The organism is Bradyrhizobium sp. cf659 (assembly GCF_900113725.1).
In the GTDB taxonomy this organism is placed as follows: domain Bacteria; phylum Pseudomonadota; class Alphaproteobacteria; order Rhizobiales; family Xanthobacteraceae; genus Bradyrhizobium.
Window position 1 is genome coordinate 371837 of sequence record NZ_FOQJ01000001.1, and the last position, 21964, is coordinate 393800.

The following is a 21964-nucleotide window of genomic DNA, read 5'->3' on the forward strand; positions in this document are numbered from 1 at the left end:
AAATCTACTCCGCCGCCTCGCTCGTCCTCCCGCGCTTCGGCTTGCGCGCCTTCTTCAGCACCGGCTCCAGGAACTTGCCCGTGTAGCTCCTTGGCGCCTTCGCGATGTCTTCCGGCGGGCCCCAGGCGACGATCTCGCCGCCGCCGTCGCCGCCTTCGGGGCCGAGGTCGATCACCCAGTCGGCGGTCTTGATGACTTCGAGATTGTGCTCGATGACGACGACGGTGTTGCCCTGTGCGACCAGCTCGTGCAGCACCTCCAGCAGCTTCTTGACGTCGTGGAAGTGCAGGCCGGTGGTCGGCTCGTCCAGGATGTAGAGCGTGCGGCCGGTGGCGCGCTTGGACAGCTCCTTGGCGAGCTTGACGCGCTGGGCTTCGCCGCCCGACAGGGTGGTGGCCTGCTGGCCGACATGGATGTAATCGAGGCCGACGCGGTGCAGGGTCTGGAACGTCTCGCGCACGCGCGGCACCGCCTTGAAGAAGTCGGCGGCTTCCTCGACGGTCATGTCGAGCACGTCGGCGATGCTCTTGCCCTTGAACAGGACTTCGAGCGTCTCGCGGTTGTAGCGCTTGCCCTTGCAGACGTCGCAGGTGACGTAGACGTCGGGCAGGAAGTGCATCTCGATCTTGATGACGCCGTCGCCCTGGCAGGCCTCGCAGCGGCCGCCCTTGACGTTGAAGGAGAAGCGGCCGGGCTCGTAGCCGCGCGCCTTGGCTTCGGGCAGGCCGGCGAACCATTCACGGATCGGCGTGAAGGCGCCGGTGTAGGTCGCGGGGTTCGAGCGCGGGGTGCGGCCGATCGGCGACTGGTCGATGTCGATGATCTTGTCGATGTGCTCGAGGCCCTCGATGCGGTCGTGCGGCGCGGCGCCTTCGCTGGCATTGTTCAGCTTGCGGGCGATGGCGCGGTAGAGCGTGTCGATCAGCAGCGTCGACTTGCCGCCGCCGGAGACGCCGGTGACGCAGGTGAACAGGCCGAGCGGAATCTCGGCGGTGACGTTCTTGAGGTTATTGCCGCGCGCGTTGACCACCTTGATGGTGCGGCGATGGTTCGGCGGACGCCGCTCCGGCACCTCGACCTCGAGCTCGCCGGTCAGGTATTTCCCGGTCAGCGATTTCGGATTGCGCATGATCTCGGCGGGCGTGCCTTCGGCGACGATGTGGCCGCCATGCATGCCGGCGCCGGGGCCGATGTCGAGCACGTAGTCGGCGAGGCGAATGGCGTCCTCGTCATGCTCGACCACGACCACGGTGTTGCCGAGGTCGCGCAAGCGCTTGAGGGTGTCGAGCAGGCGCGCGTTGTCGCGCTGATGCAGGCCGATCGAGGGCTCGTCCAGCACGTAGAGCACGCCGGTCAGTCCCGAGCCGATCTGCGAGGCCAGGCGGATGCGCTGGCTCTCGCCGCCCGACAGCGTGCCGGAGGAGCGGGAGAGGGTGAGGTAGTTGAGGCCGACGTCGAGCAGGAAGGTGAGGCGCTCGCGGATCTCCTTGAGGATGCGGCCGGCGATCTCGTTCTGCTGCTTGTTCAGCGCCTCCGGCACGGTCTCGAACCATTCGCCGGCCTTCCTGACCGACAGCTCCGAGATCTCGCCGATATGCTTGGTGCCGACCTTGACGCAGAGCGCCTCGGGCTTGAGCCGGAAGCCGTTGCAGGCGCCGCAGGGCACGTCGTGGAAATACTTCGCCAGCTCCTCGCGCGCCCACTCGCTCTCGGTCTCGCGGTAGCGGCGGTTGATGTTGGTGATGACGCCCTCGAACGGCTTCTTGGTGTCGTAGGAGCGGACGCCATCCTCGTAGGAGAACTTGATCTCGTCCTCGCCCGAGCCGTGGAGGATCGCGTCTCTCGTCTTCTTGGGCAGATCCTTCCATTTGGTGGTCAGCGTGAACTTGTAGTGCTTGCCGAGCGCCGTCAGCGTCTGAACGTAGTAGGGAGACGACGACTTGGCCCAGGGCGCGATCGCGCCCTTGCCAATGGCGAGCTCCTTGTCGGGGATGACGAGATCCTCGTCGACATGCTGCTCGACGCCGAGGCCGCCGCAGGCAGGACACGCGCCATAGGGATTGTTGAACGAGAACAGGCGCGGCTCGATCTCGGGGATCGTGAAGCCGGACACCGGGCAGGCGAACTTTTCCGAGAACAGGATGCGCTCGGGTCCGCTCTTGTCGTGGATCTTCGCGGTCTTCTTCTTTTCCTCGGCCGGCGCCGCCGCGGGCGCATCGGCGAACTCGACGACGGCAAGGCCCTCGGCGAGCTTCAGCGCGGTCTCAAAGCTTTCGGCGAGACGCTGGCCGATGTCGGCGCGCACCACGATGCGGTCGACGACGACGTCGATGTCGTGCGGAAACTTCTTGTCCAGTGTCGGCGCTTCCGCGAGCTCATGGAAGGTGCCGTCGATCTTGACGCGCTGAAAGCCCTTCTTGAGCCATTCGGCGAGCTCCTTGCGGTACTCGCCCTTGCGGCCGCGCACGACGGGAGCGAGCAGATAGAGGCGCGTGCCCTCGGGCAGCGCCAGCACGCGGTCCACCATCTGCGAGACGGTCTGGCTCTCGATCGGCAGGCCGGTGGCGGGCGAATAGGGCACGCCGACGCGCGCCCAGAGCAGGCGCATGTAGTCGTAGATCTCGGTGACCGTGCCGACGGTGGAGCGCGGATTCTTCGATGTCGTCTTCTGCTCGATCGAGATCGCCGGCGACAGGCCGTCGATCTGGTCCACGTCAGGCTTCTGCATCATCTCCAGGAACTGGCGTGCATAGGCCGACAGCGATTCGACGTAGCGGCGCTGGCCCTCGGCATAGATGGTGTCGAAGGCGAGCGAGGATTTGCCGGAGCCGGACAGGCCGGTGAACACCACGAGCTTGTCGCGGGGAATCTCGACGTCGATGTTCTTGAGGTTGTGCTCGCGCGCGCCACGGATCGTAATTGCGCGCAGGCTGGAGCCCGCGTTCTGTTGTTGGCGCTTCGCCTTGATCACTTCATCCATCCCGGTGTCCTCAGGGAATCCCAAAGACGCGCGGCCGCGCCGAGGGTGAAGGCGCGCTTTGCCCGGAACCGGGATCGGCGCCGATGGGGTTGCCAGCGAACGTAGGAAGAACGGCGACGGATTTCCAGTGCGAGTTGCGAATCGTCAACGGATTGTTGGCGTGCTGGCGGCATCTGGCAGCAGCAGAGCGTGCGGAACTGCGCTGAATGTACCGCCAAAACAAAAAGGCCGGCGCGAGGCCGGCCTTTCGTGACGATGTGACGTCGGTGGCGAAGCTCAGTACTTTGCCACGACCGGGCCGCCGAAGGTGTAGTTGAGGCGGACAGTGCCCATGTCGACGTCCTGCTTGATGCGGTCGATGCGGTCGTTGGCGCCGAGAACCGTAAAGCTGACATCGCGGCCGCCCATGAACAGATGGTCGTATTCGATCGCAACGGACCAGTTCGGCGCGAAGCCGAATTCGAGGCCGGTGCCGACCGCGCCACCCCAGCGCGTCTCGCTGGCGCTGTCGATGACCACGCCGCCGAACAGGCCGTTGTATTTGGCGTGCGTGACGGCCGCGCCACCCTTCACGTACCAGAGCACGTTGTTCCAGGCATAGCCGACCTGGCCGGTGAACAGGCCGAGCGCATCGATCTTGGTCTGGTTGACCAGCGGCGCGAGCGCTGCGGGCGAGCTCGTGTTCGAGCCCTTCAGGTCGGCCCAGTCGCCCTGAGCTTCGAGGCCGAATACCCAGCTGGCCGACTGCCAGCGATAACCGATTTGGCCACCGACGAGGCCGCCGGTCGCATTGTGACAGCCTTCAGCCGTAACGGGGATGGCCACGCCGAGGACCGAGTTGAGATCCCAGCAGTTGCGGCTCGAGGCGCCGCCGCCGTTGAGGCCGATATAGAAGCCGGACCAGTTGTAGACCGAGGCCACAGCGATCGGCGCCTTGGTATAGGGGCGGGCCGCCAGGTCGGCCGCCGAGGCAGGAGCCAACGCGCTGAGTGCGAGCAAACTGGCCGAAGCCAGCACAATCCTCTTCATTTCAAATTCCCCAGTTTCGTTTCTCTTTGTCGGCGAAAAGCAGCGGACCTAACGACCCAACTGATGGCATTGCTTTTACACCACTAAAGCCAAAGGTTGTGTCACCGAGGTGCCACACCTCTCCGAAAACGCTAGCGACCGGCTGGATTGGATACTTGGGCGCGAAAAACAAAAAGGCCGGCGCGAGGCCGGCCTTTCGTGACGATGTGACGTCGGTGGCGAAGATCAGTACTTCGCGACCACCGGGCCCCCGAAGTGATAGTTCACGCCGACCTGCACGGTGTGGAAGTTGAGCGTGCCGGTGGGGAGGGCGCCCGAGAAGTAGGTCTCGCCGCCGAGGCTGCGATAGAGGTACTCGCCCTTGACCGACCACTGCGGCGCGAAGAACGCTTCGACGCCCGCACCGACGGTCCAGCCGGAGTGCCACTTGCTGTCCGACGCGGTCACGCCGAGAGCGGAGAGGGAGATCTTGTTGTCGATCCAGGCGTAGCCGCCGGTGCCGTAGAACAGGACCTGGTTGACAGCGTAGCCGATGCGGCCGCGCACGGTGCCCATGGCATCGGTCTTCGAGGTCGCGGTTGCGGTCACAACGCCGAAGCCGGGGACAACGGTGGCGCCGGTCGCCGTAGCGCTGACGTCAGCCCAGGCGCCATCGGCCTCGATACCGAACACGACGTTGCCGGTCTGCCAGTTGTAGCCGGCGGTGCCGCCGACGAAGCCACCCTTCATCTTCGGGTCGCCCGAAGCGTTTTCCCAGGCGCCACCGCCAACGATACCGAGGTAGAAGCCGGTCCAGTTGTAGACCGAGGCCACAGCCACCGGAGCCTTCGTGTACGGGCGAGCCGCGAGATCAGCAGCCGACGCGGGGGCGGCCAGAGCGAACAAACAGGCCGAAGCCAACAAAACCTTCTTCATTTTCAACCTAATCCCAGTCCCAGTTTCTGTTGTGCCTTCCACGATAGGGAAGGGCATCGGACGCTGTGGTCCAACTGATGTCGTGCTTACACCAACAAAGCTGCAAGTTGTGTCTCTAAAAAGCCACAACAGACACAAAACGTAACGGTTATTGACTTATTGTTCCTCGAGGCCGTGAAGCAGCAAAAAGGCCGGCGCGAGGCCGGCCTTTCGTCAGAAGAAGCGCTGCTTGCGATCAGTACCTGGCGATCGCGGGGCCGCCCCAACGGTAGTTCACGCGGACGAGAGCCATATCGACGTCCTGGCTGACGCGTTCGGTCTGAACGAACGCGCCGGCGAAGTTGAAGTCGACGTTACGATCGCCAAGGAAGATGTGATTGTACTCGACGCCCACAGACCAGTTCGGGGCGAAGCCAAATTCGACACCCGCGCCGACCGTTCCACCCCAGCGGGTGTCGCGGGCCGAACCGAAGACAGTGCCTGCACCCACGAATCCTGGCGCGACGATGAGGTCGTATTTGTCGTCCACGACGGCGGCGCCACCCTTCACGTAGAACAAAACGTTATTCCAGGCATAGCCGATCTGGCCGGTAATCAGGCCGAACGCATCGATCCGCGTACGGTTCTGCTGACCTGGAGCAGTCGGGCTGATGTTGTTTCCGCTGAAGTCAGCCCAGTTGCCTTGGCCTTCCACGCCAAACACCCAATTGCTGGACTGCCAGCGGTAGCCGATCTGACCACCGACCGTGCCGCCCGATGAGTCATGACAGCCGTCGTCAACCAGCGTGCCGACGACCGGCGTCACGAAGTCCCAGCAATTGCGGCTCGTACCCCAGCCGCCGTTGATGCCGATGTAGAAGCCGCTCCAGTCGTAGATGGCCGCGACCATCGGCGGCGGAGCCTTGGTGTAGGGACGCGCAGCGAGATCCGCCGCGCTTGCGGGAGCCGACAGGCTCAGCGCCATTGCACCGATTGCACCAATCAAAATCTTATTCATTGCAGTCTCCCCAGTTTCGATCCGCTTCTTGAAGTTCCCCGAAGCGGCCAATCAGGCGCGACGCCCATATGAACTTAATTCCAAGGCAAACGTAGCTTAATCGGGAGGCAGAGTCCGTCGCCGAAATGCAACAGTCGCAAGGCAACTGAAACGTTTGTAACTTGATGAATGTTAAGTACTTTTGGTCGTTCGCGGGAACCTGGAAAAGTTCCATCCAGCGCAAACTATTTGGGCAGCACGTGGGTACCGTCCGGCCCAAACATTTCGCACTCGCACGGGCAGGAACAAATCTGGAACAAACCGGTGGCCGATGCTATATATGGGGATAACCTGAGGGCTGATGGGCTGATCGGCCCGCGCAAGCGTATAGGGTCGCCTCAACAGGTTGCAGAGGACCGCGGGGCGCGGTCGGGCCTTATGAATTCAGCGGCATTCGGAGTGGAGAGCGGCGATGGCGGGAAGCGTCAACAAAGTCATTCTGGTTGGAAATCTCGGCAAGGATCCTGAAATCCGCCGCACCCAGGACGGGCGGCCGATCGCGAATTTGAGCATCGCGACCTCGGAGACCTGGCGCGACAAGAACAGTGGCGAGCGCAAGGAGAAGACCGAGTGGCACCGAGTCGTGATCTTCAATGAAGGGCTCTGCAAGGTCGCCGAGCAATACCTGAAGAAGGGCGCCAAGGTTTACATCGAGGGCGCGCTCCAGACCCGCAAATGGACCGACCAGAGCGGCGTGGAGAAGTACTCCACCGAAGTCGTGCTCCAGGGCTTCAACTCGACGCTCACGATGCTCGACGGCCGCGGCGGCGGGGGAGGCGGCAGCTTCGGCGAGGAGCCGGGCGGCGATTTCGGCTCCTCCGGTCCGGTCAGCAGCGCGCCGCGCCGCGCCGTTGCTGCCGGTGGCGGCGGCCGCAACAGCGACATGGACGACGACATCCCGTTCTGAGGCGGGCGGGGCGCTTCGCCTCGAATGTCGTCTTGCTCGCGTAAAGCAACAGGATTTCTGACCAATTGGCGGGCAAGGCTCGGTTTTTCCGGGCTTGCCTCATGTGCTGCTTCAAGCCTTTGACGGGTCATCATGTGAATGGTATTAACTTTATGTTAATCCTATTCACATGGATCGCCTGTTGATCGGAGAAAGCCCCGCATGAGCCTCACGCCGCTGCTTGAGGCTGCTCCAGCGATCCCGCTGCATGCCTTTGCCGCCATGGCCGCCTTAGTGCTCGGCATCGTCCAGTTTGCCGCTCCAAAAGGTACGCTGCCGCACCGGACGATCGGCTGGATCTGGGTGGTCCTGATGGCGGTCGTGGCCGCCTCCTCGTTCTGGATCCACCAGATCCGCCTGGTCGGACCGTTCAGCCCGATCCATTTCCTGTCGATCTTCACGCTGGTGGTGCTGCCGCTCGCGGTCTGGCGGGCGCACACCCATCGCGTGGCCGATCACCGGCGGATGATGATCTTCATCTTCGCCGGCGCGCTGGTGGTGGCGGGCCTGTTCACGTTGATGCCGGGGCGCATCATGCACCACGTGATTTTCGGGGCGTAAGGGGTGGTTTCGGGCGGCTCGTCCGGGCCCCGCCCGGGGCGGTACCGGGGAGGGCGTAAGTCTCTGGAAAAACAGTCGGAAAAAGCGCTTCCCTTTACCCCGGCAAGGGTGGTTATCAGGGGCTCGATGCGCTATATGATTCCCAGATAAAACCTCACCGGATTCCCCCTTGGCTGACGACGACGACAAGCCCGGCGACCAGCCGGCGCAACCCTCGGATATTCGCCCCGTCTCCATCTTCGAGGAGATGAAGAAGTCCTATCTCGACTACGCCATGAGCGTGATCGTGGCGCGGGCGCTGCCCGATGCGCGCGACGGTCTGAAGCCGGTGCATCGCCGCATCCTGTACTCGATGAACGAGCAGGGGCACACACCCGACAAGAAGTACGTCAAGTCCGCCCGCGTGGTCGGCGACGTCATTGGTAAGTATCATCCGCACGGCGACCAGTCGATCTACGACGCCATGGTCCGCATGGCGCAGGACTTCTCGATGCGCGTGCCGCTGATCGACGGCCAGGGCAATTTCGGTTCGGTCGACGGCGATCCCCCGGCCGCCTATCGTTACACCGAAGCGCGCCTGACGAAGGCGGCGCTGGCTCTGCTGGCCGACATCGACAAGGACACCGTCGACTTCCAGCCGAACTACGACAACAACGAGACCGAGCCATCGGTCTTGCCGGCCAAGTTCCCGAACCTTCTCGTCAACGGCGCGGGCGGCATCGCGGTCGGCATGGCGACCAACATCCCGCCGCACAATCTCGGCGAGGTCATCGACGCCTGCGTCGCCCTGATCGACAACCCTGCGCTCACCATCGACGAGCTCATCAACATCGTGCCGGGACCGGATTTCCCGACCGGCGGCGTCATTCTCGGACGCGCGGGCATCCGCGCGGCCTACCACCTCGGCCGCGGCTCGATCGTCATGCGCGGCAAGGTCGCGATCGAGACCATCCGCAAGGAGCGCGAGGCGATCATCATCACCGAGATTCCCTACCAGGTGAACAAGGCGACGATGGTCGAGCGCATCGCCGAGCTGGTCAAGGAAAAGAAGATCGAGGGCATCGGCGACCTGCGCGATGAATCGGACCGCGACGGCTACCGCGTCGTCATCGAGTTGAAGCGCGACGCCGTGCCGGACGTGGTGCTGAACCAGCTGTACAGATTCACGCCGCTGCAAACGAGCTTCGGCGTCAACATGGTGGCGCTCGACAGCGGCCGTCCGCGGATCATGCATCTGAAGGACCTGCTGGCCATCTTCGTCGACTTCCGTGAGCGGGTCGTCACGCGGCGCACCAAGTACCTGCTCGCCAAGGCGCGCGATCGCGCGCATATCCTGGTCGGTCTCGCGATCGCTGTCGCCAATATCGACGAGATGATCCGCGTCATCCGGACCTCGCCCGACCCGACCACGGCCCGCGACACCCTGATGTCGCGCGACTGGCCGGCCCGGGACGTCGAGGACATGCTGACGCTGATCGACGATCCGCGCCACCGCATCAGCGCCGACGGCACGATCCGGCTGTCGATGGAGCAGGCGAGGGCCATTCTCGACCTGCGCCTTCAGCGCCTCACCGCACTCGGCCGTGACGAAATCCGCGACGAGCTCGACAAGCTCGCCGGCGAGATCGCCGATTATCTCGACATCCTGCGCTCGCGCGAGCGCGTGCTGGGCATCATCAAGACCGAGCTTGCCGAGGTGAAGGCCGAGTTCGCCACCCCGCGCCGGACCGTGATCATCGAGCAGGAAGGCGAGGTCGAGGACGAGGACCTGATCCAGCGCGAGGACATGGTCGTCACCGTCTCGCACGCCGGCTATGTCAAGCGGGTGCCGCTGTCGGCCTACCGGGCGCAGCGCCGCGGCGGCAAGGGCCGCGCCGGCATGCAGACCCGCGACGAGGATTTCGTCTCGCGCCTGTTCGTCGCCTCCACGCACACGCCGGTGCTGTTCTTCTCGTCACGCGGCCAGGTCTACAAGGAGAAGGTCTGGCGCCTGCCGATGGCCGCGCCGAACGCGCGCGGCAAGGCGCTGATCAACATCCTGCCGCTGGAGCAGGGCGAGCGCATCACCACCATCATGCCGCTGCCCGAGGACGAATCGACCTGGGGCAACCTCGACGTGATGTTCGCGACGACAGGCGGCAACGTCCGGCGCAACAAGCTGTCCGATTTCGTCGACGTCCGCCGCTCCGGCATCATCGCCATGAAGCTCGACGAGAATGAAGCGATCGTCGACGTGCAGATCTGCACCGAGCGCGACGACGTGCTGCTGACCGGCGCCGGCGGCCAGTGCATCCGCTTCCCCGTCACCGACGTGCGCGTGTTCACCGGGCGTACCTCGATGGGCGTGCGCGGCATTGCGCTTGGCGAGGGAGACAAGGTGATTTCGCTGGCGATCCTGCGCCATGTCGAGACCTCTTCGGACGAACGCTCGGCCTACCTGAAGATGCGCCGCGCGGTGGCCGGCGAAGCCACGGCCGAGGAGCCGGCAGTGGACGCCGAGGCCGAGGAGGCCTCCGGCAGCTTCCAACTCGCCCAGGAGCGTTATGTCGAGATGTCGGCGGCCGAGCAGGTCGTGCTCACCGTCTCCGTCAACGGCTATGGCAAGCGGACCTCGTCCTACGAGTACCGCACCACGGGCCGCGGCGGCAAAGGCATCGTCGCCATGAGCGTCAATAACCGCAACGGCAATCTGGTTGCGTCCTTCCCCGTGGAGGATGCTGATCAAATCATGCTGGTCACCGACAAGGGCCAGCTGATCCGCTGCCCGGTCGAAGGCATCCGCATCGCCGGACGGTCGACGCAGGGCGTGATCGTGTTCGACACCGCCGAGGACGAGCACGTCGTCTCGGTTGAGCACATCACGGAGGAGGCCGAGAGCGGGAATGGCGCGAATGGGGAATAGCGAGGAGCGAATAGGATAAGCCTATTCGCTGTTTGCCACTCACCATTCGCTAAATCTCCAGCTCGGTCCCGAACTCCACCACCTGCTTGGTCGGCACGCCGAAGAACGCGGCCGAGCGTTCGGCGTTGCGCTGGAGGAAGGCGAACACGGTTTCGCGCCAGACCCACATGCCCGGCACGTCCTCGCGCGGGATGATGGTCTCGCGGCCGACGTAATAGGTGATGTCGGAGAGGTCGATGCCGGGCAGCTTGCCCTGGCGGCAGGTCAGCGTCAGCCCCTCATAGATCGTCGGGTTCTGCATGAAGCCGTAATGCAGGGTCACGCGGGTGATGCCCGGGATGATGTCGATCACCTCGGCGCGGTCCTCGTCCGTGATGTGCGGGGATTCCTCGATCAGCACGGTGACGAGCAGCACGCGTTCGTGCAGCACATGGTTGTGCTTGACGAACTGGGTCAGCGCGAGCGGCACGCCGCGCGGCGCCGAGGCCAGGAACACGGCGGTCCCGGGCAGTCTGGCGCGGCACTTGTTGACCGCGGTCTCGATCAGGTCCTCCTCTGGCTGGCGCAGCCGCCCCCGCGCCGCCTCGACCAGCTTCACGCCGGCGCGCCAGGTCAGCATCAGGAAGGCGACGAGGCCCGCGAGCAGCAGCGGAAACCAGCCGCCCTCGAACAGCTTGATCGAATTGGCCGAGAAGAAGATGACGTCGATGACGAAGAAGGAGCCGTTGACCGCGACCACGAGCCAGGGCGAATAGCCCCACTGGATCGCAACCAGGGCGGCCAGCAGCGTCGTGATCGCCATCAGCAGCGAGACCGCGATGCCATAGGCGCCGGCGAGCGCGTCCGAGCTGCCGAAGCTCAAGACCGCCCCTAACGTTGCGGCGGCGAGCAGCCAGTTCACCAGGGGCACATAGATCTGGCCGATCGCATCGCTGGTGGTGTGGCGGATCTGCATGCGCGGCAAAAAGCCGAGCTGGATCGACTGCTGTGTCAGCGAGAACACGCCGGAGATGATCGCCTGCGAGGCGATCACGGTCGCCACCGCCGAGAACGCGACCAGCGGATAGTGCAGGGCGTCGGGGCAGAGCTGGAAGAACGGATTCTCGATCATGCTGGGATCGGTGATCAGCAGCGCGGCCTGGCCAAAATAGTTCAGCACCAGCGCGGGCAGGCAGATTGCGAACCAGGCGAGCCGGATCGGCAGGCGGCCGAAATGGCCCATGTCGGCATACATGGCCTCGCCGCCGGTCACCGCGAGGAAGGCCGCGCCGAGGATCGCGAAGGAGACGTGAAAATCCTGGTGGATCAGGAATTCGACGGCATAGAGCGGGCTCAGCGCCGCCAGCACCGCCGGCGCCTTGACGATGCCGTGGATGCCGAGTGCGGCGAGCACGACGAACCAGGCCACCATCACCGGCCCGAAGATGCGGCCGATGAAGCCGGTGCCCTGCTTCTGCATCATGAACAGGCCGACCAGGATGGCGATGGTCACGGGCACGACCGCCGGCGCGAGCGAGGGCGCGTCGACCTTGAGACCCTCGATGGCGCTGAGCACGGAGATCGCCGGCGTGATCGCGCCGTCGCCGTAGAGCAGGGCGGCGCCGACGAGGCCGACCACCAGAAGATGCGCGCGCCAGGTGCCGGGCTGGGCGTTGCGGGCGTGGAGCAGGGCCAGCAGGGCGACGATGCCGCCTTCGCCGCGGTTGTCCGCGCGCAGGATCAGCAGCGCATATTTCAGCGAGATGATCAGCAGCAGGGCCCACAGGATCAGCGATGCAACCCCCAGGACAGCGTCCGGAGTCAGGGTGGCGCCGTGGGCGGCCGCCTTGGCGGCTTCCTTCAGGGCGTAGAGCGGGCTGGTGCCGATATCGCCATAGACCACCCCGAGGGCGCCCATGGTCATGGCAAGCGGCAGTGGATCAGGATGATGGCCGGAAGCGACTGCGGGCGTACTGGACAATGGCGACCCCCTGATAGGATCGCGCCCGGCGGGCCATTCCGACGGGCGCGAACATCACGCAGTCTGCGACGAGACGTCGCAAATATCCATGGGGTTTATCTTGTCGCCGATCTTGGGCTCGAGCTTGGAGGTTTACCTGACGCGAAACTGACAGACCGGGCTACGGGGTGCGGTCGGCCGTCACGAGGCGAACCACGCGAACGTCAGCCTTGGTGCCGGCACGGCGGAGGCAGGACACTTCGAAATTCGGCCAGGCCTGCTGCGAGCAATCGCGGCCGATAGTGCGGATGTCGAGCCGATCGGCCTTGGCGAGCGGCTGCGGCACGCTGGCTTCGACGGTCGGGGCAAAGCCGGGCAGGAGGGTGAGGGCTGCGGCAACACACGCAGAGATGGCGATCGCTGAAAGAGCCTTGATCATTGACAGTCCCCTGTGATGCGGCCGCTACGCCCAGTATGCGGCCCGTCATTCGTTGGCCGGATTAGTAACCATGGCCAGTTTCCGGACGTCTTCGCGGACGCGGGAAATGGTTTCGTTCGCGCTCCGTTTTGTTTCGTCGCCGTCCCGAGGACGAAACAAAGCGGCCGTCGCCGACGCGGCAGGCGGGACATTTTTCGGGAAACGGCAGGGAAACGGCAGGGAAACGGACATGGAACCAGCCCGGCTTGCCGGGCCGGGCCGGGCGCGGTAGGACGGGGCCATGCCGCGCATTGCCTTCTACCCAGGTTCCTTCGACCCCATCACCAACGGCCATCTGGACGTGGTCCGGCATGCCGTTCCCCTGTGCGACAGGCTGGTGGTCGCGATCGGCGTCCATCCCGGCAAGAAGCCGCTGTTCTCGACCGAGGAGCGCCTGAAGATGCTCGAGGACGTCTGCGGGCCGGTGGCAGCCCAGGCCGGCTGCGTGCTCGAAGCCGTGACGTTCGACGATCTGTCGGTGATCGCCGCGCGCAAGCACGGCGCGACCATCATGATTCGCGGTCTGCGCGACGGCACCGACCTCGACTACGAGATGCAGCTTGCCGGCATGAACGGGGCCATGGCGCCGGAAGTGCACACGGTGTTTCTGCCGGCCTCTCCCATGGTCCGCCCGATCACCGCCACTTTGGTGCGCCAGATCGCCGCCATGGGCGGAGATGTTTCGACCTTCGTGCCGCCGCTGGTTGCAAGTCTGCTCAAGGCCAAATTCGCCGGATAACGGCGCACCTCTTCATCTCACCTGATCCGGAGTTTTCATGATCCGTCGTCTCGCAATTCTTGCCACGATCTTTGCCGCGCTGTTCAGCGCGGTCCCGGCGGTGGCGCAGCAACTGCCGGCGAACCTCGACAAGGCCAACGCGCTCGTCATCGACACCACCAAGGGCCGCATCGTCATCAAGCTCAGGGCCGACCTTGCGCCCCAGCACGCCGAGCGCCTCAAGCAGCTCGCGCGCGAGGGCTACTACAACAACGTGCCGTTCCATCGCGTGATGGACGGCTTCATGGCGCAGACCGGCGACGGCCAGAACTTCAACGGCACCGGTGGTTCGAAATACCCGAACCTGAAGCAGGAATTCTCCAAGGTACACTTCGCCCGCGGTATCGTCGGCATGGCCCGGCGCGGCGACAGCGTCGACACTGCCAACTCGCAGTTCTTCATCATGTTCGCCGACGGCGGCAGCCTCGATAACCAGTACACCGTGGTCGGCGAGGTCGTGCAGGGCATGGACGTCGTCGACAAGCTGAAGAAGGCGCCGGCCGGTTCGCCGAGCGGCACCGTCACCGATCCCGACAAGATGGTGAAGGTGCAGGTCGCCTCCGACATCAAATAACGGGAGAGGGCGATGGCGCGCTGCGGCAACAAGCTTCTGCTGGCTGCCGCGGTGCTGTTTTTCGGCATCTCCGGCGCGGCCGCCGAGGACGCGCAGGTCAACACCATCCAGGACATCTTCCGGCATCTGCGCACCTGCTGGAAGCCGCCGCCGCCCGCCAAGGCTCGCCCTATCGACATCACCGTCGTCGTGAGCTTTAACCGGTCCGGAAACATTCTGGGCCATCCGAGGATTACCTATGAATCCGCGGAGGCCTCCGACAATGACCGGCTGCAATACCGGATCGCGGTGATGGAGGCGTTGCAACGCTGCACGCCGATGCCATTTACCGATGCAATGGCCGGCGCCGCCGCAGGGCGTCCATTCGCGATCCAGTTCCGCAACCGGAAGACTTCACCTCCAACGCAAGAGAGACCAGCATGAGTGTCACCGAAAACACATTGATCCTCGAGACCACGCAGGGCCCCGTCACCATCGAGATGCGGCCCGACCTCGCGCCCGGCCATGTCGCGCGCATCAAGGAGCTGGTCCGCGAAGGCTTCTACGACGGCATCGTGTTCCACCGCGTGATCGAGGGCTTCATGGCGCAGACCGGCTGCCCGCACGGCACCGGCACCGGCGGCTCCGGCAAGAAGCTGAAGGCCGAGTTCAACAAGGAGCCGCATGTGCGCGGCACCACCTCGATGGCGCGCGCCGCGAGCCCGGATTCCGGCGACAGCCAGTTCTTCATCTGCTTCGACGACGCCCGCTTCCTCGACAACCAGTACACGGTGTGGGGCAAGGTCACCGAGGGCATGGAGAACGTCGACAAGATCAAGCGCGGCGAGCCGGTGCAGAATCCGGACAAGATCGTCAAGGCGCGGATGGCGGCGGACGCGGAATAAGCGGCTTCGCCGGTGTCATGCCCCGCGCAGGCGGGGCATCCAGTAATCACCAGCGGTGGTTACATCAAAGATCGTGAGTACTGGATCGCCCGCCTGCGCGGGCGATGACAAGTTCTGGGCATGCGCACCGACCTCTTCGATTTCGACCTGCCCGCCGAGCGCATCGCGTTGCGCCCGGCGAGCCCGCGCGACTCCGCGAGGATGCTGGTCGTGGAGCACGGTGCGCTGCGCGACCAGATCATTTCCGAGCTGCCGCAATGGCTGAAGGGCGGCGACCAGCTCGTCGTCAACGACACCAAGGTCATCGCGGCGCAGCTCAAGGGCCGCCGCATCGGCCGCGAGACCGAGCCGAAGATCGAGGCGACGCTGATCAAGCGGCTCGACGGCTCGCGCTGGCAGGCGCTGGTGAAGCCCGCCAAGAAGCTTGTTGCCGGTGACCGCATCCGCTTCGGCAACGAGGGCAAGGTCTGCCTGCTCGGCCATCTCGACGCCGAGGTCGAGGCCAAGGGCAGCGAAGGCGAGGTGACGCTGTCGTTCTCGTTCCACGGCCCGGCCCTGGACCAGGCGATCGCCGATCTCGGCAGCCCGCCGCTGCCGCCCTACATCGCCTCCAAGCGCACGCCTGACGACCAGGACCTCGCCGACTACCAGACGATGTTCGCGGCCAACGAGGGCGCGGTCGCAGCACCCACCGCAGGGCTGCATTTCACACCCGCGCTGGAGCAGGCGCTGCGCGAGCGCGGCGTCGGCCTCAACCGCGTGACGCTGCATGTCGGGGCGGGGACATTCCTGCCGGTGAAGGTGGACGACACCGCAGGTCACAAGATGCATGCCGAGTGGGGCACGATCTCGGCCGAGACGGCGGAGCGGCTGAACATTGCGCGGAAGAACGGCGGGCGCATCATCGCGGTCGGCACCACGTCGCTGCGGCTGCTTGAAAGCGCAGCAAGCGAGGACGGCACCATCCAGCCGTTTGCGGCCGAGACGTCGATCTTCATCACCCCCGGCTACCGCTTCCGCGCCGTCGATATTCTGCTGACCAATTTCCACTTGCCGAAGTCGACGCTCTTCATGCTGGTGTCGGCGTTCTCAGGGCTGGAGACGATGAAGCAGGCCTATGCGCACGCGGTCGCGCAAGGTTATCGGTTCTATTCCTACGGGGATGCGTGTTTGCTGTTTCGGGCGATAGAGTAATTTCCTCGAGCGTTGCTCTATCCCCGTCACCCTGAGGTGCTCGCCTCTTCGGCGAGCCTCGAAGGGCGACGGCCCGGCTGCTACATCTCGGCCGTGCATCCTTCGAGGCTCGCCCAGCGGTGCCTCGCACCGCCGGGTTCGCACCTCAGGATGACGGGTCAAGACGTGCGATGGCCTACGCCATCACCCGCTGCGGCAGGAGCTCGGCGATCTGCACCGCGTTGAGCGCGGCGCCCTTGAGCAGCTGATCCGCCGCCACGAACATCGAGATCGAATGCCCCGAGGGATCGCTGAGGTCCTTGCGGATGCGGCCGACCAGGACATCGTCCTGGCCCGAGGCGTCGATCGGCATCGGGAAGTAGTTCTTCACGCGGTCGTCGACGACCTTCACGCCGGGCGCCTGCGCCATGATGGCGCGGACCTGGTCCTCGCTGATCGGCCTCTCGCATTCGAAGGTGATGGCCTCGCAATGGGCGCGCAGCACCGGCACGCGGACGCAGGTGACGCCGACGGCGATGGTCTCGTCCTCGAAGATCTTGCGGGTTTCCTTGATGACCTTGGTCTCTTCGTCGTTGTAGCCGGTCTCAGGGTCGACCGCGGTGTTGTGGTTGAAGAGATTGAAGGCGTAGGGGTGCGGCATCACCTTGGGCGTATAGACCTGCCCGTTGAGATTGGCGCGGGTGGACTCGACGAGCTCCTCCATCGCGGCCGCGCCGGCGCCGGAGGCCGCCTGGTAGGTCGAGATGATGACGCGCTTGATGCTGTTCTTCTGATGGATCGGCCAGAGCGGCACCAGCGCGGTGATCGCGGCGCAGTTCGGGTTGGCGATGATGCCCTTGTGGTCGCGGATGCGGTTGGCGTTGATCTCGGGGATCACCAGCGGCACGTTCGGATCCATCCGGAAGGCGGAGGAGTTGTCGACCACGACCGCGCCGGCCTTGACCGCAATTGGCGCATACTTCTTCGAGATGCTGCCGCCGGCGGAGAACAGGGCGATATCGACGCCCTCGAAGGCGCGTTCGGTCAGTTCCTCGATGACGACGTTTTGCCCGCGGAACGACACCGTCTTGCCGGCCGAGCGGGCGCTTGCCAGCGCCTTGAGCTTGCCGACGCGGAAACCACGCTTGTCCATGGTGGCGATGAATTCGGCGCCCACCGCACCGGTGACGCCGACAATCGCGACGACGGGATCGTTACTCACTTTGTCCTCCATTGCGTTGAAATCCAGACAACAAAAAAGCCCCGGACCATCGAGGGCGGGGCTTCGGTAGAGCTGATGCGTTTCAGTCGACGACTACGCGCGCACGCCTCCCCGGGCCCCGAAGGCCGTGGTGGTTTTGGTTGTGCGTTTGGTGGTCGTGAACATGGCGGCGACTTATGCTGGAGAGTCTTGCGTCCGTCAATGGCTTTTCGGCGGGATTGTGGCCGTCGGCCGGGTCCCGTCTCTACTTCGTCCGGGCGCCCGGCGGCTCGAGGATGACCTCCTTGAGGTCGTCGCCGCTGATCACGACGATCGCGAAATTGAGCCGGCCGCGCTCGCGCACGAGGCCGCCGCTGATCGCCTTGCCTGAGGCCGCGCGCTCGGCGACGCGCACGGCGTCGGCGAGGCGGTGCCGGATCGTGCCAAGCGCTGCGAGATTGTCGCGGTCTTCGTGGTCGAGTTCGGCGAGGGGGAGGGCGGCTTCGCCGCCGACGAGCTCGCCGGTCGCGGCATTGATGGTGTGGCGCCAGATCCGGTCGTGGTGCAGGGTCTTCACCCGGTAGACCGGCACGCCGGAGGCGCCGTCAAAACTCACGTCCGCCGTCGTGGCGCCGGCGTGGCGGGACTCTGCGATCGCCATGGCCTGGCTGATCGAGATCGGCGAGCCGCGGAAGCGCTCGATCTCGCGGCTGACCGCTTGGCGGTCCGCCTCGGTGTCACCATCTGTGTCGCTGTGAAGCGCGGTCGGTGTGCCCGTGGTCACGATCGCTCGTGCAGGCGCTGCCAGGAGCAGCGCGGGCAAGGCGATCGCAAACAGTCGCGAGGTCCATCGTTTGGCTGTCGTCATGCTCGAAACCCTCGGCCAGCGAGTGTGCCGGATGATCGTAAAGAATTCGCGGCCGGCCTTGGGCACCGGCCGGCCGCCGAGCGCCGTGGCGGGCTGTACCCGTCGCGGCGATCGAAGCGGTATGGACCTCTTTTGGGGCTGGTGAAAAAAGCGGCCCGTACCGGCTTATAACTAAACCATACCGTATCGTTTTATTTTGGTCAACGGCGTTGCGGCGGCCGCCTTGGGGATAGATCGCCAGCTCACGGAATTGTCAGCGGGCGGAGCGTCGCCGCGGCGTGCCCTTGGGGGCGTCCTGGACGCGGCCGGCGGGGCCCAGCGCACCGGCCAGGAACAGCTTGATCGCCGTGCGCATCCGCTTTTCCGCGGACTTCAACTCCAGTGCCGTTCCGAACGTCGCCATGCGGTGGGTATGACCGACGACGACGTCGAGAAACACTTCCGCTGCGATGGTGGTGTCGTCGACGTCGAGCGCGCCTTGCGCCACCAGATGGTCGAAGAAGCGCGCCGTCGTGGCAACGGCCTTGAGCCAGCCTTCCTCCATGCCGAGCTTGGCGACATCGGGGAAGTTGATGGCCTGTGACGTCATCATCCGGCTGAAGGCGACGGCATCCGGCCCGCAGGTGAAGCTCAGCATCTCGCGCCCGATCTCGACCAGCCGCTGCTCGACGGGGATGTCCGAGGCGCTGCTGAGCTGCGTCTCGGCGGCCGCCGACAGCGGCGCAAGCCAGCGCGCGATCTCGCGCCTCAGCACGGCGGCAAACAGGCCGCGCTTGTCGCCGTAGCGGGAATAGACGGTGGGTTTGCTCACCCGCGCCGCTTCCGCAACCGCATCGAGCGAGGTGGCGTCGAAGCCGCGATCCAGGAACAGGCGGGTGGCGACCTCGATCAGCCGCTGATCGCGCTCGATCGCGGCGGTCTTGGTCGGCCGGCCGCCGCGCGATTTCGGCACCTCGCGCCGCGCTGCTGCCGGTCTTGTCCTGGTCGCAGTCAATCCCATGCCCAATGATTCCTGCGCGGTCGTGACATCAGTCATTGCTCTATAACGCGCAGCAACCGGGGCGTCATCGCGAATCTGGCCGAATTGGCCGTATCGTCAACGGTCTCGGTACGACCTCGTTCCGTTAACGGGGTCTCATGGCAGCGCCGAAGTCCAGGCCTGGCCCGCGGCCGCCTTCTCATATCCGTACTGATACAGCGCCCGCATATAGGCGGTGTCGAATCCTTCCGAGGGCGGTGCGGGGTAGTCGCGCGCGATGTAGGAGAGATGGAAGCCGAGGTGGTTGCGCCTGGCGAAATCATAGGTCGAGAAGATGATCGAGCGGGTCTGCGACTGCGTGATTGCCGACAGGCTGCGCGAGGCGACATCGACGGTGCTGTTGGACACGAGCTCGAAGTTGCGTTCGATCTTCTTGTTGACGAGGATGTAGATGTCCATCTTCGCACTGCCCGGCAGGCGGCTGCCCTGGAACAGCAAGGCTTCCGGCAGCGTCAGCACCGGGGCGGTCACGCCGCCGTCGACGTGCATCTCCTGAAACCTGCGGCCCTGGCCTTCGGCGTCGATCATGATCGGTGGAAACACCAGGGGAATGCTGGCGGAGGCCGCCATCACGTCGCGAAACAGTTTGAGCGCCTCGGGCGTGCCGACCTCCGCGATCTTGCCCATGTTCCAGATCGCAGTCCGTTGGGTGTCCAGATCGGTCGTCACGATCAGCAGCCGTCGGCCCTTGGCGTTTTCGCGCGCGACCTGTGCCATGATCTCCGGCCCGACATAGCGGGCGACGAGCTCGCGCAGGCGTGTATTGCCGAACAGGCCGGATCCGAACAGCACGCGTATGATGCTGGGATCGTTCAGGAGGCTCTCCGCGATGCCGCTGGTGTAGACCTCCTTCAACGTGTCGTCATATTGCGAGCCGAGAAACGCAAAGGGCGCGATCAGGCCGCCGGTGCTCACGCCCGAGACGACCGAGAAGGTGGGACGGGTTCTGGCCGCGGTCCAGCCGTTGAGCACGCCGACGCCATAGGCGCCGTCCGCACCGCCCCCGGACAGCGCCAGATAGGACTTCGCCGCGTTGCTGTTGTCCTTCTCGAAGCTGAACTTCGTGACGGGGTCGTCGGCGTAGCGCCGCAGGCCATCGAGATCGAGCACGCGCGACGTGCTGGCCTCGGCGGCGTTATAGGGCGTGCGGGGCAGGGAGGTGCAGGCGCCGAGCGCCAGGCTGCAGGCCAGGACCAGGAACCCGATCAGGCGGGCGCCTGTCTGCCTGCCCCGGCCATGTGAAGGGGCGGACATTTCAGTCGAATATGAAGGCAAGGGCATCGTCGGTGGCTGGCGATCACGCATCTACCGCCGCCGGCAAATTCGCCGCGGCATCTCGTCCAGCCCCCACGTTAAAACTATACGGTATCGTTTTGTTTAACAAGGGTGGCGGAGAACCTATCCATCCGGGGCCATTTGTGTCCCAGTCTGAGGCACAGGCCGGCCGAAGTGCGGTCCCGCGGGTTGATCGGCCTTCTCCGACACGCAATAAGCACCGCCATGAATCGTCCTGACGCAGCTCTTCCCAATCATTTCGAACTGCTCGCCACCGATGGCGCCGCGCGCACCGGGCGCCTGACCACGCCTCACGGCGTGGTGCGGACGCCGGCCTTCATGCCCGTCGGAACCGCCGGGGCCATGAAGGGCATGCACTGGCGCGAGGTGCGCGATGCCGGCGCCGACATCGTGCTCGGCAACACCTATCATCTGATGCTGCGCCCCGGCGCCGAGCGGATCGCGGCGCTCGGCGGCTTGCAGCGGTTCACCGGCTGGAACGGGCCGATGCTGACGGATTCCGGCGGCTTCCAGGTGATGTCACTGGCGGATCTGCGCAAGGTCAGCGAGCACGCCGTCACCTTCCGTTCGCATATCGACGGCGCCAAGGTCGAGCTGTCGCCGGAGCGCTCGATCGAGGTGCAGCGTTTCCTCGGCTCCGACATCGCCATGCAGATGGATGAATGCGTGCGGCTGCCCGCCGAGCGCGACGATATCGAGCGCGCGATGCAATTGTCGCTGCGCTGGGCCGAGCGCAGCAAGCGCGCCTTCGAGAGCGCGCCAGACGGTTACATGCTGTTCGGCATCGTGCAGGGCGGCGACGTGCCACAGCTTCGTCATGCGAGCGCGGAAGGGCTCGTCGCGATCGGCTTCCACGGCTATGCGATCGGCGGCCTCGCCGTCGGCGAGCCGCAGGCGGTGATGCTGGCAATGATCGACGAGACCGCACCGATGCTGCCGAAAGAGCGGCCGCGCTATCTGATGGGCGTCGGCACGCCCGACGACATCCTCGAAGCCGTGAAGCGCGGCATCGACATGTTCGATTGCGTGATGCCGACGCGGAACGGCCGGCACGGCGTCGCCTTCACCCGCTTCGGTCAGGTCAATCTGCGCAACGCGCGCCATGCGGACGATCCGCGACCGCTCGACGAGGAAAGCTCATGGCCGTCGACGCGCAGCTACGCGCGCGCCTACCTGCATCATCTCGTCAAGGCGGGCGAGACGCTGGGGGCAATGCTGCTGTCCGAGATCAATATCGCTTACTATCAGTCCCTGATGCAGGGCATCAGGGACGCGATCGCACACGGAACGTTCGACGAGTTCTACCAGCGTACGCGCGAGGATTGGGCGAGGGGCGACATCGCCCCGCGCCAGGTCGACTGAGGG

The 21964-nt window shown here is 65.0% G+C and carries 19 protein-coding genes; 9 read left to right on the plus strand and 10 right to left on the minus strand.

Annotated features, from left to right (window positions below):
- Positions 1-4: 4 nt before the first annotated feature.
- The 4 genes from uvrA to BM118_RS01855 form a co-directional block, all read right to left on the minus strand.
- Positions 5-2980 (minus strand): excinuclease ABC subunit UvrA, encoded by a 2976-nt coding sequence (uvrA, locus tag BM118_RS01840; RefSeq protein ID WP_092181450.1) that lies wholly within the window; start codon positions 2978-2980, stop codon positions 5-7.
- A gap of 276 nt (positions 2981-3256) precedes the next feature.
- Positions 3257-4009, minus strand: coding sequence for an outer membrane protein (locus tag BM118_RS01845; protein ID WP_092181453.1), 753 nt, complete (start codon positions 4007-4009; stop codon positions 3257-3259).
- A 225-nt stretch (positions 4010-4234) separates the two neighbouring features.
- The gene (locus tag BM118_RS01850; protein ID WP_092181456.1) at positions 4235-4924 is read right to left on the minus strand and encodes an outer membrane protein; all 690 of its coding nucleotides are present in this window, start codon (positions 4922-4924) and stop codon (positions 4235-4237) included.
- Positions 4925-5159: 235 nt separating this feature from the next.
- The gene (locus BM118_RS01855; RefSeq protein ID WP_092181459.1) at positions 5160-5921 is read right to left on the minus strand and encodes an outer membrane protein; all 762 of its coding nucleotides are present in this window, start codon (positions 5919-5921) and stop codon (positions 5160-5162) included.
- A gap of 451 nt (positions 5922-6372) precedes the next feature.
- On the opposite strand from BM118_RS01855, the gene BM118_RS01860 reads away from it, so the two are divergent.
- From BM118_RS01860 to gyrA, 3 genes are all read left to right on the plus strand, one after another.
- Positions 6373-6867: a single-stranded DNA-binding protein gene (locus BM118_RS01860; protein ID WP_011087466.1), complete on the plus strand. Its 495-nt coding sequence runs from the start codon at positions 6373-6375 to the stop codon at positions 6865-6867.
- A 201-nt stretch (positions 6868-7068) separates the two neighbouring features.
- On the plus strand, positions 7069-7467 hold the full coding sequence (locus BM118_RS01865; protein ID WP_092181462.1) for a DUF2306 domain-containing protein: 399 nt from the start codon (positions 7069-7071) through the stop codon (positions 7465-7467).
- Positions 7468-7636: 169 nt separating this feature from the next.
- Positions 7637-10369 carry a DNA gyrase subunit A gene (gene gyrA / locus BM118_RS01870; RefSeq protein WP_092181465.1) on the plus strand — a complete coding sequence of 911 codons (2733 nt, stop codon included), beginning with the start codon at positions 7637-7639 and terminating at the stop codon, positions 10367-10369.
- Positions 10370-10418: 49 nt separating this feature from the next.
- On the opposite strand, the gene BM118_RS01875 is transcribed toward gyrA, so the two are convergent.
- The gene (locus tag BM118_RS01875) at positions 10419-12272 is read right to left on the minus strand and encodes a potassium transporter Kup (RefSeq protein ID WP_092184188.1); all 1854 of its coding nucleotides are present in this window, start codon (positions 12270-12272) and stop codon (positions 10419-10421) included.
- A 217-nt stretch (positions 12273-12489) separates the two neighbouring features.
- Complete coding sequence (locus BM118_RS01880; RefSeq protein WP_092181468.1) at positions 12490-12747, minus strand: hypothetical protein; 258 nt, start codon at positions 12745-12747, stop codon at positions 12490-12492.
- A 280-nt stretch (positions 12748-13027) separates the two neighbouring features.
- Here BM118_RS01880 and coaD point away from each other — a divergent pair, with 280 nt between their 5' ends.
- The 5 genes from coaD (at position 13028) to queA (ending at position 16216) form a co-directional block, all read left to right on the plus strand.
- Positions 13028-13525, plus strand: a complete 498-nt coding sequence (gene coaD, locus BM118_RS01885; protein ID WP_092181471.1) for a pantetheine-phosphate adenylyltransferase — start codon at positions 13028-13030, stop codon at positions 13523-13525.
- A 37-nt stretch (positions 13526-13562) separates the two neighbouring features.
- A complete protein-coding gene (locus tag BM118_RS01890) occupies positions 13563-14138 on the plus strand; it encodes a peptidylprolyl isomerase (protein WP_092181474.1) in 576 nt (191 codons plus the stop codon).
- Positions 14139-14150: 12 nt separating this feature from the next.
- On the plus strand, positions 14151-14561 hold the full coding sequence (locus tag BM118_RS01895) for a hypothetical protein (protein ID WP_092181476.1): 411 nt from the start codon (positions 14151-14153) through the stop codon (positions 14559-14561).
- The gene (locus BM118_RS01900; RefSeq protein ID WP_028171886.1) at positions 14558-15022 is read left to right on the plus strand and encodes a peptidylprolyl isomerase; all 465 of its coding nucleotides are present in this window, start codon (positions 14558-14560) and stop codon (positions 15020-15022) included. Before BM118_RS01895 ends, BM118_RS01900 begins: the two co-directional genes overlap by 4 nt.
- 120 nt (positions 15023-15142) lie before the next feature.
- A complete protein-coding gene (queA, locus tag BM118_RS01905; protein ID WP_092181478.1) occupies positions 15143-16216 on the plus strand; it encodes a tRNA preQ1(34) S-adenosylmethionine ribosyltransferase-isomerase QueA in 1074 nt (357 codons plus the stop codon).
- Positions 16217-16391: 175 nt separating this feature from the next.
- Here queA and BM118_RS01910 read toward each other — a convergent pair whose 3' ends face one another.
- The 4 genes from BM118_RS01910 to BM118_RS01925 all read right to left on the minus strand — a co-directional run bounded on the left by BM118_RS01910 (position 16392) and on the right by BM118_RS01925 (position 20557).
- Entirely contained in the window at positions 16392-17429 is a 1038-nt protein-coding gene (locus tag BM118_RS01910) for an aspartate-semialdehyde dehydrogenase (protein WP_092181480.1), read from the minus strand.
- Positions 17430-17661: 232 nt separating this feature from the next.
- Entirely contained in the window at positions 17662-18264 is a 603-nt protein-coding gene (locus BM118_RS01915; protein WP_177233948.1) for a PepSY domain-containing protein, read from the minus strand.
- Between the two features lie 253 nt (positions 18265-18517).
- Positions 18518-19264, minus strand: coding sequence for a TetR/AcrR family transcriptional regulator (locus BM118_RS01920; protein ID WP_092181486.1), 747 nt, complete (start codon positions 19262-19264; stop codon positions 18518-18520).
- A 135-nt stretch (positions 19265-19399) separates the two neighbouring features.
- The gene (locus BM118_RS01925) at positions 19400-20557 is read right to left on the minus strand and encodes a patatin-like phospholipase family protein (protein ID WP_177233949.1); all 1158 of its coding nucleotides are present in this window, start codon (positions 20555-20557) and stop codon (positions 19400-19402) included.
- Between the two features lie 246 nt (positions 20558-20803).
- On the opposite strand from BM118_RS01925, the gene tgt reads away from it, so the two are divergent.
- Complete coding sequence (tgt, locus tag BM118_RS01930) at positions 20804-21961, plus strand: tRNA guanosine(34) transglycosylase Tgt (protein WP_092181491.1); 1158 nt, start codon at positions 20804-20806, stop codon at positions 21959-21961.
- The last annotated feature ends 3 nt before the right edge of the window (positions 21962-21964 follow it).